This is a genomic window from Pseudomonas sp. BN411 (assembly GCF_029871235.1).
GTDB lineage: Bacteria > Pseudomonadota > Gammaproteobacteria > Pseudomonadales > Pseudomonadaceae > Metapseudomonas.
The window spans coordinates 276,313-290,057 of the sequence record NZ_SSOM01000067.1; the positions used below are offsets into that span (position 1 = coordinate 276,313).

14 protein-coding genes are annotated in these 13,745 nt (G+C 62.5%); all 14 read left to right on the top strand.

Annotated features, from left to right (window positions below):
- Positions 1 to 112: 112 nt before the first annotated feature.
- The 14 genes from tsf (at position 113) to rnhB (ending at position 13,679) form a co-directional block, all read left to right on the top strand.
- The gene (gene tsf, locus E8F06_RS14000) at positions 113 to 982 is read left to right on the top strand and encodes a translation elongation factor Ts (RefSeq protein ID WP_280368197.1); all 870 of its coding nucleotides are present in this window, start codon (positions 113 to 115) and stop codon (positions 980 to 982) included.
- Between the two features lie 200 nt (positions 983 to 1,182).
- Positions 1,183 to 1,926 (top strand): UMP kinase, encoded by a 744-nt coding sequence (pyrH, locus tag E8F06_RS14005; protein ID WP_044873768.1) that lies wholly within the window; start codon positions 1,183 to 1,185, stop codon positions 1,924 to 1,926.
- Positions 1,923 to 2,480, top strand: coding sequence for a ribosome recycling factor (gene frr / locus E8F06_RS14010; protein WP_280368199.1), 558 nt, complete (start codon positions 1,923 to 1,925; stop codon positions 2,478 to 2,480). The genes pyrH and frr overlap by 4 nt, the downstream gene beginning before the upstream one ends.
- A 14-nt stretch (positions 2,481 to 2,494) precedes the next feature.
- Positions 2,495 to 3,256 carry a polyprenyl diphosphate synthase gene (gene uppS / locus E8F06_RS14015; RefSeq protein ID WP_280368201.1) on the top strand — a complete coding sequence of 254 codons (762 nt, stop codon included), beginning with the start codon at positions 2,495 to 2,497 and terminating at the stop codon, positions 3,254 to 3,256.
- Positions 3,250 to 4,065 (top strand): phosphatidate cytidylyltransferase, encoded by an 816-nt coding sequence (locus E8F06_RS14020; protein ID WP_280368204.1) that lies wholly within the window; start codon positions 3,250 to 3,252, stop codon positions 4,063 to 4,065. The genes uppS and E8F06_RS14020 overlap by 7 nt, the downstream gene beginning before the upstream one ends.
- Entirely contained in the window at positions 4,062 to 5,252 is a 1,191-nt protein-coding gene (gene ispC, locus E8F06_RS14025) for a 1-deoxy-D-xylulose-5-phosphate reductoisomerase (protein WP_280368206.1), read from the top strand. Before E8F06_RS14020 ends, ispC begins: the two co-directional genes overlap by 4 nt.
- Positions 5,253 to 5,291: 39 nt before the next feature.
- Positions 5,292 to 6,644 (top strand): sigma E protease regulator RseP, encoded by a 1,353-nt coding sequence (gene rseP / locus E8F06_RS14030; RefSeq protein WP_280368208.1) that lies wholly within the window; start codon positions 5,292 to 5,294, stop codon positions 6,642 to 6,644.
- A 74-nt stretch (positions 6,645 to 6,718) separates the two neighbouring features.
- Positions 6,719 to 9,070, top strand: a complete 2,352-nt coding sequence (bamA, locus tag E8F06_RS14035) for an outer membrane protein assembly factor BamA (RefSeq protein WP_280368210.1) — start codon at positions 6,719 to 6,721, stop codon at positions 9,068 to 9,070.
- A gap of 42 nt (positions 9,071 to 9,112) precedes the next feature.
- Positions 9,113 to 9,616 carry an OmpH family outer membrane protein gene (locus tag E8F06_RS14040; protein ID WP_151136347.1) on the top strand — a complete coding sequence of 168 codons (504 nt, stop codon included), beginning with the start codon at positions 9,113 to 9,115 and terminating at the stop codon, positions 9,614 to 9,616.
- Positions 9,616 to 10,677 carry a UDP-3-O-(3-hydroxymyristoyl)glucosamine N-acyltransferase gene (gene lpxD, locus E8F06_RS14045; RefSeq protein ID WP_280368213.1) on the top strand — a complete coding sequence of 354 codons (1,062 nt, stop codon included), beginning with the start codon at positions 9,616 to 9,618 and terminating at the stop codon, positions 10,675 to 10,677. The genes E8F06_RS14040 and lpxD overlap by 1 nt, the downstream gene beginning before the upstream one ends.
- A gap of 48 nt (positions 10,678 to 10,725) precedes the next feature.
- Entirely contained in the window at positions 10,726 to 11,166 is a 441-nt protein-coding gene (gene fabZ / locus E8F06_RS14050; protein ID WP_280368215.1) for a 3-hydroxyacyl-ACP dehydratase FabZ, read from the top strand.
- Positions 11,163 to 11,939: an acyl-ACP--UDP-N-acetylglucosamine O-acyltransferase gene (gene lpxA, locus E8F06_RS14055; RefSeq protein WP_280368218.1), complete on the top strand. Its 777-nt coding sequence runs from the start codon at positions 11,163 to 11,165 to the stop codon at positions 11,937 to 11,939. The genes fabZ and lpxA overlap by 4 nt, the downstream gene beginning before the upstream one ends.
- Positions 11,940 to 11,943: 4 nt before the next feature.
- The gene (gene lpxB, locus E8F06_RS14060; RefSeq protein ID WP_280368220.1) at positions 11,944 to 13,077 is read left to right on the top strand and encodes a lipid-A-disaccharide synthase; all 1,134 of its coding nucleotides are present in this window, start codon (positions 11,944 to 11,946) and stop codon (positions 13,075 to 13,077) included.
- A complete protein-coding gene (rnhB, locus tag E8F06_RS14065; RefSeq protein ID WP_280368222.1) occupies positions 13,077 to 13,679 on the top strand; it encodes a ribonuclease HII in 603 nt (200 codons plus the stop codon). The genes lpxB and rnhB overlap by 1 nt, the downstream gene beginning before the upstream one ends.
- Positions 13,680 to 13,745: the final 66 nt, after the last annotated feature.

Below are 13,745 nucleotides of genomic sequence, written 5' to 3' on the forward strand. Positions count from 1 at the left end.
AGCGTTACCCGGTGCGCAAGAAGGGGGCTAGGCCCCCTTTTTGCCACCTCCGAATTGTGAATGCCCGGTCTCCGGGCTGAATGGTTGAAAACCTATTCAAGAGGATTGCGACATGGCAGAGATTACTGCAGCCCTGGTTAAAGAACTGCGCGAGCGTACCGGCCTGGGCATGATGGATTGCAAGAAGGCCCTGACCGCCGCTGAAGGCGACATCGAGAAGGCCATCGACGACATGCGCGCCGCTGGCGCCATCAAGGCTGCCAAGAAGGCTGGCAACATCGCTGCCGAAGGCGCCATCGCTGTCAAAGTGGCAGACGACAACAAGGTTGCCGTCATCATCGAAGTCAACTCCCAGACCGACTTCCTGGCTCTGCAGGACGACTTCAAAGGCTTCGTTGCCGCTTCCCTGGAACAGGCTTTCAACGAGAAGCTGACCGACGCCGCTCCGCTGGTTGAGTCCCGCGAAGAAGCTCGTCTGGCTCTGGTTTCCAAGACTGGCGAAAACGTCAACATCCGTCGTCTGACTCGCGTTGAAGGCGACGTGGTTGGTGCCTACCTGCACGGCCACCGCATCGGCGTAGTCGTGAACCTGAAGGGCGGCACCCCGGAGCTGGCCAAGGACATCGCCATGCACGTGGCTGCCAGCAACCCGCAGTTCCTGAGCTCGGCCGAAGTTTCCGAAGAAGCCGTTGCCAAGGAAAAGGAAATCTTCCTGGCCCTGAACGCCGACAAAATCGCCGGCAAGCCGGAAAACATCGTCGAGAACATGGTCAAGGGCCGTATCGCCAAGTTCCTGGCCGAAGCCAGCCTGGTCGAGCAGCCTTTCGTCAAGGATCCGGAAGTCAAGGTCGGTGACCTGGCCAAGAAAGCCGGCGCCGAAATCGTTTCCTTCGTTCGTTACGAAGTAGGCGAAGGCATCGAGAAAGTCGAAGTCGACTTCGCTGCCGAAGTAGCTGCCCAGGTCGCTGCTACCAAGCAATAAGACGGCTTCGGCTGTCGCCCCGTAAGAGGCTGCCCGCTCACGCGTGCGGCCTCTTCGTCAAACTGGGGAACCATTTCGGGGCGGTTCCAGCGGCGGGCCCGGTAGCCGGGCACCAATTGCCGTTTGCGTAGTCTCAGGACTCGCCAGTACACCGGGCTTTGATGCCCATGAATTCAATAGCGCCGCAGGAGAGATACGCAATGGCTCAGCAGGTGAGTGGCCGCCAACCTCGCTACAAACGCATTCTGCTCAAACTCAGCGGTGAGGCCCTGATGGGCTCCGAGGAGTTCGGTATCGATCCGAAGGTCCTCGATCGTATGGCGCTGGAAATCGGCCAACTGGTCGGTATCGGCGTCCAGGTCGGCCTGGTGATCGGCGGCGGCAACCTGTTCCGTGGTGCGGCCCTGAGCGCCGCTGGCATGGATCGGGTAACCGGCGACCACATGGGCATGCTTGCCACCGTGATGAACGCCCTGGCCATGCGTGATGCGCTGGAGCGTTCCAACATCCCCGCCATCGTGATGTCGGCCATTTCCATGGTCGGCGTGACCGACCACTACGACCGCCGCAAGGCCATGCGCCACCTGAGCTCCGGCGAAGTGGTGATCTTCTCCGCCGGCACCGGCAACCCGTTCTTCACCACCGATTCGGCCGCCTGCCTGCGAGCCATCGAAGTGGATGCTGACGTGGTGCTGAAAGCCACCAAGGTCGATGGCGTGTACACTGCCGACCCGTTCAAGGACCCCAATGCCGAGAAGTTCGAGCGCCTGACCTATGACGAGGTGCTGGATCGCAAGCTGGGTGTCATGGACCTCACGGCCATCTGTCTGTGCCGTGATCAGAAGATGCCGCTGCGGGTCTTCAATATGAATAAACCGGGTGCCCTGCTGAACATCGTGGTCGGCGGCGCCGAAGGAACCCTGATCGAGGAGGGCGAACAGTGATCAACGAGATCAAGCAAGAAGCGCAGGAGCGCATGAAGAAAACCCTGGAATCGCTGGATCATGCTTTCGCCAAGATCCGCACCGGGCGTGCGCACCCGAGCATTCTGGACAGCGTCATGGTCTCCTACTATGGCGCCGACACTCCGCTGCGCCAGGTGGCCAACGTGATTGCCGAGGACTCCCGTACCCTGGCCCTGACCGTGTTCGACAAGAGCATGATCCAGGCTGTGGAAAAGGCCATCATGACCTCCGACCTGGGCCTGAACCCGGCTACTGCCGGCACCACCATTCGTGTGCCGATGCCCGCCCTGACCGAGGAAACCCGCAAGGGCTTCACCAAGCAGGCGCGTGCCGAAGCCGAAAACGCCCGTGTTGCCGTGCGCAACATCCGTCGTGATGCCCTGGCGCAGCTGAAGGATCTGGTCAAGGAAAAGGAAATCAGCGAAGACGACGAGCGTCGTGCCGCTGACGACGTCCAGAAGCTGACCGACAAGTTTGTTGGCGAAGTCGACAAGGCTCTGGAAACCAAAGAAAAAGACCTGATGGCCGTTTGACGTCCGGTATCGCCATGGACAAGAAGCAGCAAGGCGCGAACCCCGCGGTGCCACGGCATGTGGCGATTATCATGGACGGTAACAACCGTTGGGCGAAGAAGCGCCTGCTGCCTGGCGTCGCTGGCCACAAGGCCGGCGTGGACGCGGTCCGGGCGGTGATCGAGGTGTGTGCCGAGGCCGGTGTCGAGGTGCTCACCCTGTTCGCCTTCTCCAGTGAGAACTGGCAGCGTCCGGCCGACGAGGTCAGCGCCCTGATGGAGCTGTTCCTGGGGGCGCTGCGCCGCGAGGCTCGGCGCCTGGACCAGAACGACATCCGCCTGCGCATCATTGGCGACCGCTCGCGCTTCCATCCGGAGCTGCAAGCCGCCATGCGCGAAGCTGAGCAACTGACCTCCACCCATCAGAAGTTCGTCCTTCAGGTCGCCGCCAACTACGGCGGTCAGTGGGACATCACCCAGGCCGCACAGCGCCTGGCGCGTGAGGTCCAGGCTGGTCATCTGCAGGTCGACGACATTTCTCCGCAGTTGCTGCAAAGCTGCCTGGTCACCGGCGATCTGCCGTTGCCCGACCTGTGCATCCGCACTGGTGGCGAGCATCGCATCAGCAACTTCCTGCTTTGGCAGCTCGCCTACGCCGAGCTGTATTTCTCTGATCTCTTCTGGCCTGACTTCAAGCACGAAGCCATGCGCAAGGCGCTGGCCGATTTCGCCAAGCGCCAGCGTCGCTTCGGCAAGACAAGCGAGCAGCTAGAAGCCGAGGCCCGAGCCAAATGCTGAAACAACGCGTCATCACCGCCCTGGTGTTGCTGCCCATCGCCCTTGCGGGCTTCTTCTGGCTGGATGGCGGCGCCTTCGCCCTGTTCATCGGTGCCGTGGTAAGCCTCGGTGGTTGGGAGTGGGCGCGCCTGGCGGGCTTTTCCTCACAGCCGCTGCGCGTCGCCTACGGCCTGCTCGTGGCGGCACTGCTCTATGGGCTATATCTCGCGCCGGCACTGGCGCCGCTGGTCCTGGTGCTCGGCGTGCTCTGGTGGGGGGCGGCGACCATCCTCGTGCTGGGGTATCCCGAAACGAGCCGCTACTGGGGTGGTACGCCGGGCAAGCTGGTCATCGGCCTGTTGATCTTGCTGCCCGCATGGCAGGGGCTGGTGCTGTTCAAGCAATGGCCGCTGGCCAATTGGTTGATTCTCGCCGTGATGGTCCTGGTCTGGGCAGCCGATATCGGCGCCTATTTTTCCGGCAAGGCATTCGGCAAGCGCAAGCTTGCACCCAACGTCAGCCCCGGCAAGAGCTGGGAAGGGCTGGTGGGTGGTCTGCTGGCCAGCCTGGCGATCACCGTGGGTGTTGGTTTCTACCGTGGCTGGGTGGGTTCGGAGCTTGTACTGGCCCTGGCTGGCGCCGCATTGGTGGTGCTGATCTCGGTGGTGGGCGACCTGACCGAAAGCATGTTCAAGCGCCAGTCCGGCATCAAGGACAGCAGCAACCTGCTGCCGGGCCATGGTGGCGTGCTGGACCGCATCGACAGCCTGACTGCAGCCATCCCGCTGTTCGCCGCGCTGCTCTGGGCTGCCGGCTGGGGTGCCCTGTGAGTCAGCCGCAACGCATTACCGTGCTGGGGGCTACCGGCTCCATCGGCCTCAGCACCCTGGATGTCGTTGCTCGCCATCCTGATCGTTATCAGGCCTTCGCCCTCAGCGGCTTCAGCCGACTGAGCGAGTTGGAGGCCCTGTGCCTGCGCCATCGCCCCGAATTCGCTGTAGTGCCGGATGCCGATTCCGCCCGTCATCTGCAAGGCGGTCTGCTGGCAGCCGGGCTTAAGACGCGTGTCCTGGTGGGTGAGGAAGGGCTTTGCGAAGTCGCCGCTCACCCGCAGGTCGACGCTGTGATGGCAGCTATCGTAGGCGCTGCCGGTCTCAAGCCGACGCTGGCTGCGGTTGAGGCTGGTAAGCGCGTCCTGCTGGCCAACAAGGAAGCGCTGGTGATGTCCGGCGCCCTGTTCATGCAGGCCGTGCGCAAGAGCGGTGCCGTGTTGCTGCCGATCGACAGCGAACACAATGCGATTTTCCAATGCCTGCCCAGGGATTACGCCCGTGGACTGGCGCCCGTAGGCGTGCGTCGCATCCTGCTGACCGCTTCCGGCGGCCCGTTCCGAGAGATGCCGCTGGAGCAGTTGCCAGAGGTATCGCCTGAGCAAGCCTGTGCGCATCCCAACTGGTCCATGGGGCGCAAGATTTCCGTGGATTCGGCCAGCATGATGAACAAGGGGCTGGAGCTGATCGAGGCCTGCTGGCTGTTCGACGCGCGCCCGGCCCAGGTGGAAGTGGTGATCCATCCGCAGAGTGTGATCCACTCGTTGGTGGACTACGTGGACGGTTCGGTACTGGCCCAACTGGGCAATCCGGACATGCGCACCCCCATCGCCCACGCGCTGGCGTGGCCGGAACGCATCGATTCCGGCGTATCGCCGTTGGACCTGTTCGCCGTGGCCCGCCTGGACTTCCAGGCCCCGGACGAAGGGCGCTTCCCCTGCTTGCGCCTGGCTCGACAGGCGGCGGAGGAGGGCGGTAGTGCCCCGGCGATGCTCAATGCCGCGAACGAGGTGGCTGTTGCGGCCTTCCTGGGTAGACGCATCCGCTTCACCGAGATCGCGAGTATCATCGACGAAGTGCTGAACCGCGAAGCGGCAAGTGCGGTCGAAACGCTGGACTCCGTGCTGCAAGCTGACGCCCGAGCCAGGGCCGCGGCGCAGCAGTGGTTGGTCCGTCAAGGGCGCTAGCGGCCGGCCTTTAGTGGTCGCTTGCTCCGGAGGAAACCGATGAGCGCTGTGTACATGATTCTTGGCACCCTGATTGCTCTCGGGGTGCTGGTGACCTTCCACGAGTTTGGTCACTTCTGGGTGGCCCGGCGTTGCGGGGTCAAGGTCCTGCGTTTCTCCGTCGGCTTCGGCATGCCGCTGTTCCGTTGGCATGATCGCCACGGCACGGAGTTCGTAGTAGCTGCCATTCCCCTTGGCGGCTACGTGAAGATGCTGGACGAGCGCGAGGCCGAAGTGCCCGCGGAACTGCTCGGACAGTCCTTCAATCGCAAGCCGGTGGGGCAGCGCATTGCCATCGTTGCGGCCGGTCCCATCGCCAACTTCCTCCTTGCGCTGCTGTTCTTCTGGGTGCTGGCGATGCTCGGCAGTCAGCAGGTCAAGCCGGTCATCGGCAGCATCGCACCCGACAGTATTGCTGCCCGCGCAGGACTTGAGGTCGGCGAGGAAATCGTTTCGGTCGATGGCAAGGCAGTCACTGGCTGGTCCCAGGTCAACCTGCAGCTGATCCGCCGTCTGGGCGAATCCGGATCCTTGCAGGTGGGTGTCCGCGAGGCCGGCGCCACCACCGAAGAGTTTCGTGAACTGCAGCTGAACGCCTGGCTCAAGGGCGTGGAAGAGCCTGATCCGATTGGCGCCCTGGGTATTACCCCTTGGCGCCCGGCCATCCCGCCGATCCTCGATGAGTTGGATCCAAAAGGCCCGGCCCAGGCTGCCGGCCTCAAGGTAGGCGACCGTCTGCTGGCCCTGGACGGTCAACCGCTGGACGACTGGCAGCAACTGGTCGAGCGGGTACGCAAGCGTCCCGCCGAGCGCATCACCCTCAGTGTCGAGACTCAGGGCCAGGCGCGTGACGTTCAGGTGACCCTGGCTTCCCGTGGTGAGGGTGAGGCACGCAGTGGCTACCTCGGTGCCGGGGTGAAAGGTGTCGACTGGCCGGCGGAAATGCTCCGGGAAGTCAGTTTCGGCCCGCTCGATGCGGTGACCGAAGCAGCGGCCAGGACCTGGTCCATGAGCCTGCTAACTCTGGATTCCCTAAAGAAAATGTTGCTTGGCGAGCTCTCGGTAAAAAACTTGAGCGGGCCGATAACCATTGCTAAAGTGGCGGGCGCTTCGGCCCAGTCCGGGGTGGGGGATTTTCTCAATTTCCTCGCCTATCTGAGCATAAGCCTGGGGGTTCTCAATCTGTTGCCAATTCCCGTCCTTGATGGGGGGCACCTGCTGTTCTATCTGATCGAATTGGCGCGAGGTCGCCCATTGTCAGAGCGGGTGCAGGCTTGGGGGGTGCAGATCGGTATCAGTCTGGTCGTAGGGGTGATGTTGCTCGCCCTGGTAAACGATCTGAGCCGTCTGTAACGAGTCACTGATTTTCGAGTCTGCCGCCTTGCGCGGCAGATTCTTTATTACCGGTTGGAATAAAAAAGGACTTCATGAAACGCCTGCTGCTACCTGCGGTGCTTGCCGCACTCATGATCGCCGAGGTTCACGCCGAGTCCTTCAACATCTCCGACATCCGCGTCAACGGCCTGCAGCGGGTTTCCGCCGGCAGCGTGTTCGGCGCCCTGCCGCTCAACGTCGGTGACACCGCCGACGACCGCCGTCTGGTCGAAGCCACCCGCGCACTGTTCAAGACCGGCTTCTTCCAGGACATCCAGCTGGGTCGCGATGGCGATGTCCTGGTTATCACCGTAGTCGAGCGCCCGTCGATTTCCAGCATCGAGATCGAGGGCAATAAGGCCATCAGCACCGAAGACCTGCTCAAGGGCCTGAAACAATCCGGCCTCTCCGAAGGCGAGATCTTCCAGCGCGCCACCCTCGAAGGCGTACGTAACGAGCTGCAGCGCCAGTACGTGGCCCAGGGCCGCTACTCCGCCGAGATCGAAGCCGAAGTGATTCCGCAGCCGCGCAACCGCGTGGCCCTGAAGATCAAGATCAACGAAGGCTCGGTCGCGGCCATCCAGCACATCAACATCGTCGGTAATACCGTCTTCCCCGATGAAGACCTGATCGACCTGTTCGAGCTGAAGACCACCAACTGGCTGTCCTTCTTCAAGAACGACGACAAGTACGCCCGCGAGAAACTGTCCGGTGACCTGGAGCGCCTGCGTTCCTACTACCTGGACCGCGGCTACATCAATATGGATATCTCCTCCACCCAGGTATCCATCACCCCGGACAAGAAGCACGTCTACGTCACCGTCAACGTCGACGAAGGCGAGAAGTACACCGTTCGCGAAGTGAAACTCTCCGGCGACCTCAAGGTGCCCGAGGACGAAGTGAAGAAGCTGCTGCTGGTACAGCAGGGCCAGGTGTTCTCGCGCAAGGTGATGACCACCACTTCCGAACTGATCACCCGCCGCCTGGGTAACGAGGGCTACACCTTCGCCAACGTCAACGGCGTGCCGGAAGCTCACGACGAGGACAACACCGTTTCCATCACCTTCGTGGTGGATCCGGGCAAGCGCGCCTACGTCAACCGCATCAACTTCCGCGGCAACACCAAGACCGAAGACGAAGTGCTGCGTCGCGAAATGCGCCAGATGGAAGGTGGCTGGGCCTCGACCTACCTGATCGACCAGTCCAAGACCCGTCTGGAACGCCTCGGCTTCTTCAAGGAAGTGAACGTCGAAACCCCGCAGGTGCCCGGCACCGATGACCAGGTCGACGTCAACTACACCGTGGAAGAGCAGCCGTCCGGCTCCATCACTGCCAGCGTGGGCTTCGCCCAGAGCGCCGGCCTGATCCTTGGCGGTTCCATCAGCCAGAACAACTTCCTGGGTACCGGTAACAAGGTCAGCATCGGCCTGACCCGTTCCGAGTACCAGACCCGCTACAACTTCGGTTTCGTCGATCCCTACTGGACTCCGGATGGCGTGAGCCTGGGCTACAACGCCTTCTACCGCAGCACCGACTACGACGATCTCGATACCGATGTGTCCAGCTATGCCGTGGACAGCTACGGTGCCGGCGTCAGCATCGGCTACCCGATCAGTGAGACCGCGCGCCTGACCTACGGCCTGACCGTACAGCAGGACAAGATCAACACCGGTATCTACACCGTCGACGAGATCTTCGATTTCCTCGAACAGGAAGGCGACAGCTACCTGAACTTCAAGGGCTCGGTCGGCTGGTCCGAATCGACCCTGAACAAGGGCGTGCTGGCCACCCGTGGCCATTCCCAGAGCCTGGTGCTGGAAAGCACCATCCCGGGTAGCGACCTGTCGTTCTACAAGCTCGACTACCGCGGCCAGCTGTTCACTCCGCTGAGCCAGAACACCGCTCTGCGTTGGCACACTGAGCTGGGCTACGGCGACAGCTATGGTTCCACCTCCGAGCTGCCGTTCTACGAGCACTACTTCGCCGGTGGTTTCAACTCCGTTCGTGGCTTCGAAGACAGCAGCCTCGGCCCGCGCAGTACGCCGAGTAAGGGTACGAACCCGGGCACCGCTTTCGACCCGGACCAGGACCCGCTGCCCTTCGGTGGTAACGTGCTGATCCAGGGCGGTGTGGAACTGCTGTTCCCGATGCCGTTCGTCAAGGACCAGCGCCAGCTGCGTACCGTGTTGTTCTGGGACGTGGGTAACGTGTTCGACACCAGTTGCTCGTCCACCGCGACCAACTGCAGCAGCATCAACGCCGGTGATCTGGCCAGCTCCGTGGGTGTGGGCCTGACCTGGATCACCGCGCTGGGACCGCTGAGCTTCAGTCTGGGCATGCCCGTCAAGAAGCCGGACAATGCCGATACCCAGGTATTCCAGTTCTCCCTGGGCCAGACCTTCTAAGTATTATTTCAAGACAACAGTATGTGTTGCAGGAGTTGCATCGTGCGTAAGTTGACTCAATTCGTTCTGGTGGCCGCTGCCATGATGGCGACTCCGGCCTTTGCGGAAATGAAGATTGCGGTACTGAACTATCAGATGGCCCTGCTGGAATCCGACGCAGCCAAGAAATATGCCGTCGACGCCGAAAAGAAGTTCGGTCCCCAGCTGAACAAGCTGAAGACTCTGGAAAGCGACGCCAAGCGCATTCAGGACCGTCTGGTGAAAGATGGCGAGAAGATGCAGCAGGCCGAGCGTGAGCGTCTGGAGCTCGAGTTCAAGCAGAAGGCCCGTGACTTCCAGTTCCAGTCCAAGGAGCTGAACGAAGCCAAGGCCGTTGCTGATCGCGACATGCTCAAGCAGCTCAAGCCGAAGCTGGACAAGGCTGTCGAAGAAGTCCTGAAGAAAGGCAGCTATGACCTGGTGCTGGAGCGTGGTGCTGTGGTTGACGTCAAGCCGCAGTACGACATCACCCGCCAGGTCATCGAGCGCATGAACCAGCAGCGTTGATGATGGCGGCCCCGGTCTTCACCCTCGGCCAACTGGCCGAACGTCTCGGCGCCACCCTGCGTGGCTCCGAGGACAAGGCTATCAGTGGCCTGGCCACCTTGCAGGAGGCCGGCCCTGGCCAGCTCACCTTCCTGGCCAACCCGCAGTACCGCAAGTTTCTCGTCGATACCAAGGCCGCCGCCGTGCTGCTGACCGCAGCCGACGCAGAAGGCTTTGCTGGCGATGCCCTGGTCGTGGCCAATCCCTACCTGGCCTACGCCGAGCTTTCCCACCTGTTCGATCCCAAGCCCAAGGCGCAACCGGGTATTCATCCGACCGCCGTGGTCGCGGCCGATGCCAAGGTCGACCCGAGCGCCAGTGTTGGCGCCTACGTGGTGATCGAGTCCGGCGCGCAGATCGGCGCTGGTGTGACCTTGAGTGCCCACTGCGTGGTTGGTGCCCGCACCGTCATCGGTGAAGGCGGCTGGCTGGCTCCGCGTGTGACCCTCTATCACGATGTGAAGATCGGCAAGCGCGTGGTGATCCAGTCTGGCGCCGTGATCGGCGGCGAGGGCTTCGGCTTCGCCAACGAGAAGGGTGTCTGGCAGAAGATTGCGCAGATCGGTGGTGTGACCCTGGGTGACGATGTTGAAGTCGGTGCCAACACCACCATCGACCGTGGTGCACTCTCCGATACTCTGATCGGCAATGGCGTGAAGCTGGATAACCAGATCATGATCGCGCACAACGTGCAGATCGGTGACAACACCGCCATGGCCGGCTGCGTCGGTATTTCCGGCAGCACCAAGATTGGCCGTAACTGCATGATCGCAGGCGGCGTGGGCATGGTTGGCCACATTGAAGTGTGCGACAACGTATTCGTCACCGGCATGACCATGGTGACGCGCAATATCACCGAGCCGGGAGCCTACTCCTCCGGTACCGCGATGCAGACCGCCGCGGATTGGAAGAAGAGTGCTGCCCGGATTCGCCAGTTGGACGACATGGCGCGTCGTCTGCAGCAACTGGAAAAACGCCTGGCGGCAGTGACCCCGGGCGGGGATGCTTCATCAGAAGCGTGATTCACGCAGCGCCGTGCATCCCCAATCCTCTGAAAAGGCTCCAGGAACATGATGGACATCAACGAGATTCGCGAATATCTGCCGCACCGCTACCCCTTCCTCCTGGTGGATCGGGTGGTGGAACTGGATGTTGAAGGCAAGCGCATTCGCGCCTACAAGAATGTCAGCATCAACGAGCCCTTCTTCAACGGCCACTTCCCGCAGCACCCGATCATGCCCGGCGTGCTGATCATCGAAGCCATGGCACAGGCGGCCGGTATCCTCGGCTTCAAGATGCTCGACGTGAAGCCCGCCGACGGCACCCTCTATTATTTCGTTGGCTCCGACAAGCTGCGCTTCCGCCAGCCGGTGCTGCCGGGTGATCAACTGATCCTCGATGCGAAGTTCGTCAGCGTCAAACGCGGTATCTGGAAGTTCGACTGCCAAGCCAGCGTCGATGGCAAGGAAGTCTGCTCGGCAGAGATCATCTGTGCGGAACGCAAACTATGAGTTTGATTGACCCTCGCGCCATTATCGATCCGACAGCCAAGCTGGCGGATGGAGTTCAGGTCGGCCCCTGGTCGATCATTGGACCCGATGTGGAAATCGGCGAGGGGACCGTGGTCGGACCTCATGTGGTCATCAAGGGACCGACCCGCATCGGCAAGCACAACCGCATCTACCAGTTTTCTTCGGTGGGCGAAGACACGCCCGACCTGAAGTACAAGGGTGAACCCACCCGTCTGGTGATCGGTGACCACAATGTGATCCGCGAAGGCGTGACCATCCACCGTGGCACTGTGCAAGACCGCTCTGAAACCACCATTGGCGACCACAATCTGCTGATGGCCTATGTGCATATCGGCCATGACAGTGTCATCGCCAACAATTGCATTTTGGTGAACAACACCGCTCTGGCCGGCCACGTGCATGTGGACGACTGGGCGATCCTCTCCGGCTATACCCTGGTCCACCAGTTCTGCCGTATCGGTGCCCACAGCTTCTCCGGGATGGGAACCGCCATCGGCAAGGATGTACCGGCCTACGTCACCGTCTTCGGCAACCCGGCCGAGGCCCGCAGCATGAACTTCGAGGGCATGCGCCGTCGCGGTTTCAGCGCGGAGGCCATCGCGGCCCTGCGCCGTGCTTACAAAGTGGTCTATCGCCAGGGGCTGACCGTGGAGCAGGCACTGGCCGAACTGGCCGAGTCCTCTGCCCAGTTCCCGGAAGTTGCCGTTTTCCGCGACTCCATCCAGTCCTCGACCCGCGGCATCACCCGCTGAGACCATGAATCGTCCCTTGCGCATCGCGCTGGTTGCCGGCGAGGCGTCCGGCGATATCCTCGGCTCCACCCTGATGCAGGCGCTCAAGGCGCGCCATCCCGACGTCCAGTTCATCGGAGTTGGCGGCCCGCGCATGCAAGCTGAAGGGTTGGAATCCTATTTCCCCATGGAGCGCCTGGCGGTCATGGGCCTGGTGGAGGTGCTCGGTCGCCTCCCAGAGTTGCTGCGTCGGCGCAAGCGGCTGATCCAGACCCTGATCGACGAGCGTCCCGACGTCTTCATCGGCATCGACGCACCGGACTTCAACCTCGGGGTCGAACTCAAGTTGCGCCGGGCCGGGATCAAGACCGTTCATTACGTCAGCCCGTCGGTCTGGGCCTGGCGGCAGAAGCGTGTGCTGAAGATCCGTGAAGGCTGCGACCTGATGCTCACGCTCTTCCCCTTCGAGGCTCGCTTCTATGAAGAGCACGGCGTACCGGTGCGCTTTGTTGGTCACCCGCTCGCCGATGCCATTCCGCTGGAAGCGGATCGCGCGGTAGCGCGTGGGCAGCTCGACCTGCCCGAAGATTCCCCCGTGGTAGCGCTGCTGCCCGGAAGCCGGGGCGGCGAAGTTGGCAAGCTCGGGGCCTTGTTCCTCGATGCCGCCGAGCGTCTGCGCTCAATCCGGCCCGGCATCCGTTTCGTCCTGCCTTGCGCGAGCCCGGAGCGGCGCGAACAGGTCGAGGCGATGGTGGCCGGCCGCGACCTTCCCCTGAAACTGCTGGACGGGCGCTCGCACGAAGCCCTGGCCGCCTGCGACGCAGTGCTGATCGCTTCCGGCACCGCCACGCTGGAAGCGCTCCTTTACAAGCGTCCGATGGTGGTGGCCTACAAGGTTGCGCCGCTCACGTACCGAATCCTCAAGCGCCTGGTGAAGAGTCCTTACGTGTCCCTGCCCAACCTGTTGGCCCAGCGCCTGCTCGTGCCTGAGCTGCTGCAGGACGCTGCGACCCCGGAGGCCCTGGCACAGACCGTCTCGCCGCTACTGGATGACGGCGAGGTGCAGACCCACGGCTTCGATGTCATTCACCGCTCCCTGCGCCAGGACGCGTCGCGGCAGGCGGCCGACGCCATCCTGAAATTGATTGGAGTGTCCTGATGCAACTTGGCCTGGATTTCAGCCTGGTGGAAGAACTGGTGGCCGGCGTCGACGAAGTCGGCCGCGGCCCCCTCTGCGGTCCGGTGGTAACCGCTGCGGTGATCCTCGACCCGGCGCGGCCGATCCTCGGCCTGAACGATTCGAAGAAACTGTCCGAAGCGCGTCGCGAAGCGCTGTTCGACGAAATCCGCGAGAAGGCGCTCGCCTGGTGCATCGCCCGCGCCGAGGTGGAGGAGATCGACCAACTGAACATTCTGCACGCCACGATGTTGGCGATGCAGCGTGCGGTGGAAGGACTCAGCGTGACCCCGAAACTGGCGCTGATCGATGGCAACCGCTGCCCCAAGCTCAAGGTGCCCAGCGCGCCGGTGGTCAAGGGTGATAGCCAGGTACCGGCCATCGCCGCGGCTTCCATCCTGGCCAAGGTCAGCCGCGACCGGGAAATGGCCGAGCTGGATGCGCTCTACCCCGGCTATGGCATCGCCGGGCACAAGGGCTATCCCACCGCTGTCCACCTGGAGGCGTTGCGCCGTCTGGGGCCGACCCCCATTCACCGTCGCTCCTTCGGCCCTGTCCGGGAGCTGATCGAGGGCGGTCGCTGAGGCCCGTTGTCGCTCCTGTCCGCGACCATGCCCCAAGCCTGTAGCTTTGTCCGAGGGCCCGGTACA

Coding starts and splice junctions, on each gene's coding strand:
- tsf (WP_280368197.1), top strand. CDS start 113: ATGGCAGAGATTACTGCAGCCCTGGTTAAAGAACTGCGCGAGCGTACC.
- pyrH (WP_044873768.1), top strand. CDS start 1,183: ATGGCTCAGCAGGTGAGTGGCCGCCAACCTCGCTACAAACGCATTCTG.
- uppS (WP_280368201.1), top strand. CDS start 2,495: ATGGACAAGAAGCAGCAAGGCGCGAACCCCGCGGTGCCACGGCATGTG.
- E8F06_RS14020 (WP_280368204.1), top strand. CDS start 3,250: ATGCTGAAACAACGCGTCATCACCGCCCTGGTGTTGCTGCCCATCGCC.
- rseP (WP_280368208.1), top strand. CDS start 5,292: ATGAGCGCTGTGTACATGATTCTTGGCACCCTGATTGCTCTCGGGGTG.
- bamA (WP_280368210.1), top strand. CDS start 6,719: ATGAAACGCCTGCTGCTACCTGCGGTGCTTGCCGCACTCATGATCGCC.
- lpxD (WP_280368213.1), top strand. CDS start 9,616: ATGATGGCGGCCCCGGTCTTCACCCTCGGCCAACTGGCCGAACGTCTC.
- fabZ (WP_280368215.1), top strand. CDS start 10,726: ATGATGGACATCAACGAGATTCGCGAATATCTGCCGCACCGCTACCCC.
- lpxA (WP_280368218.1), top strand. CDS start 11,163: ATGAGTTTGATTGACCCTCGCGCCATTATCGATCCGACAGCCAAGCTG.
- lpxB (WP_280368220.1), top strand. CDS start 11,944: ATGAATCGTCCCTTGCGCATCGCGCTGGTTGCCGGCGAGGCGTCCGGC.
- rnhB (WP_280368222.1), top strand. CDS start 13,077: ATGCAACTTGGCCTGGATTTCAGCCTGGTGGAAGAACTGGTGGCCGGC.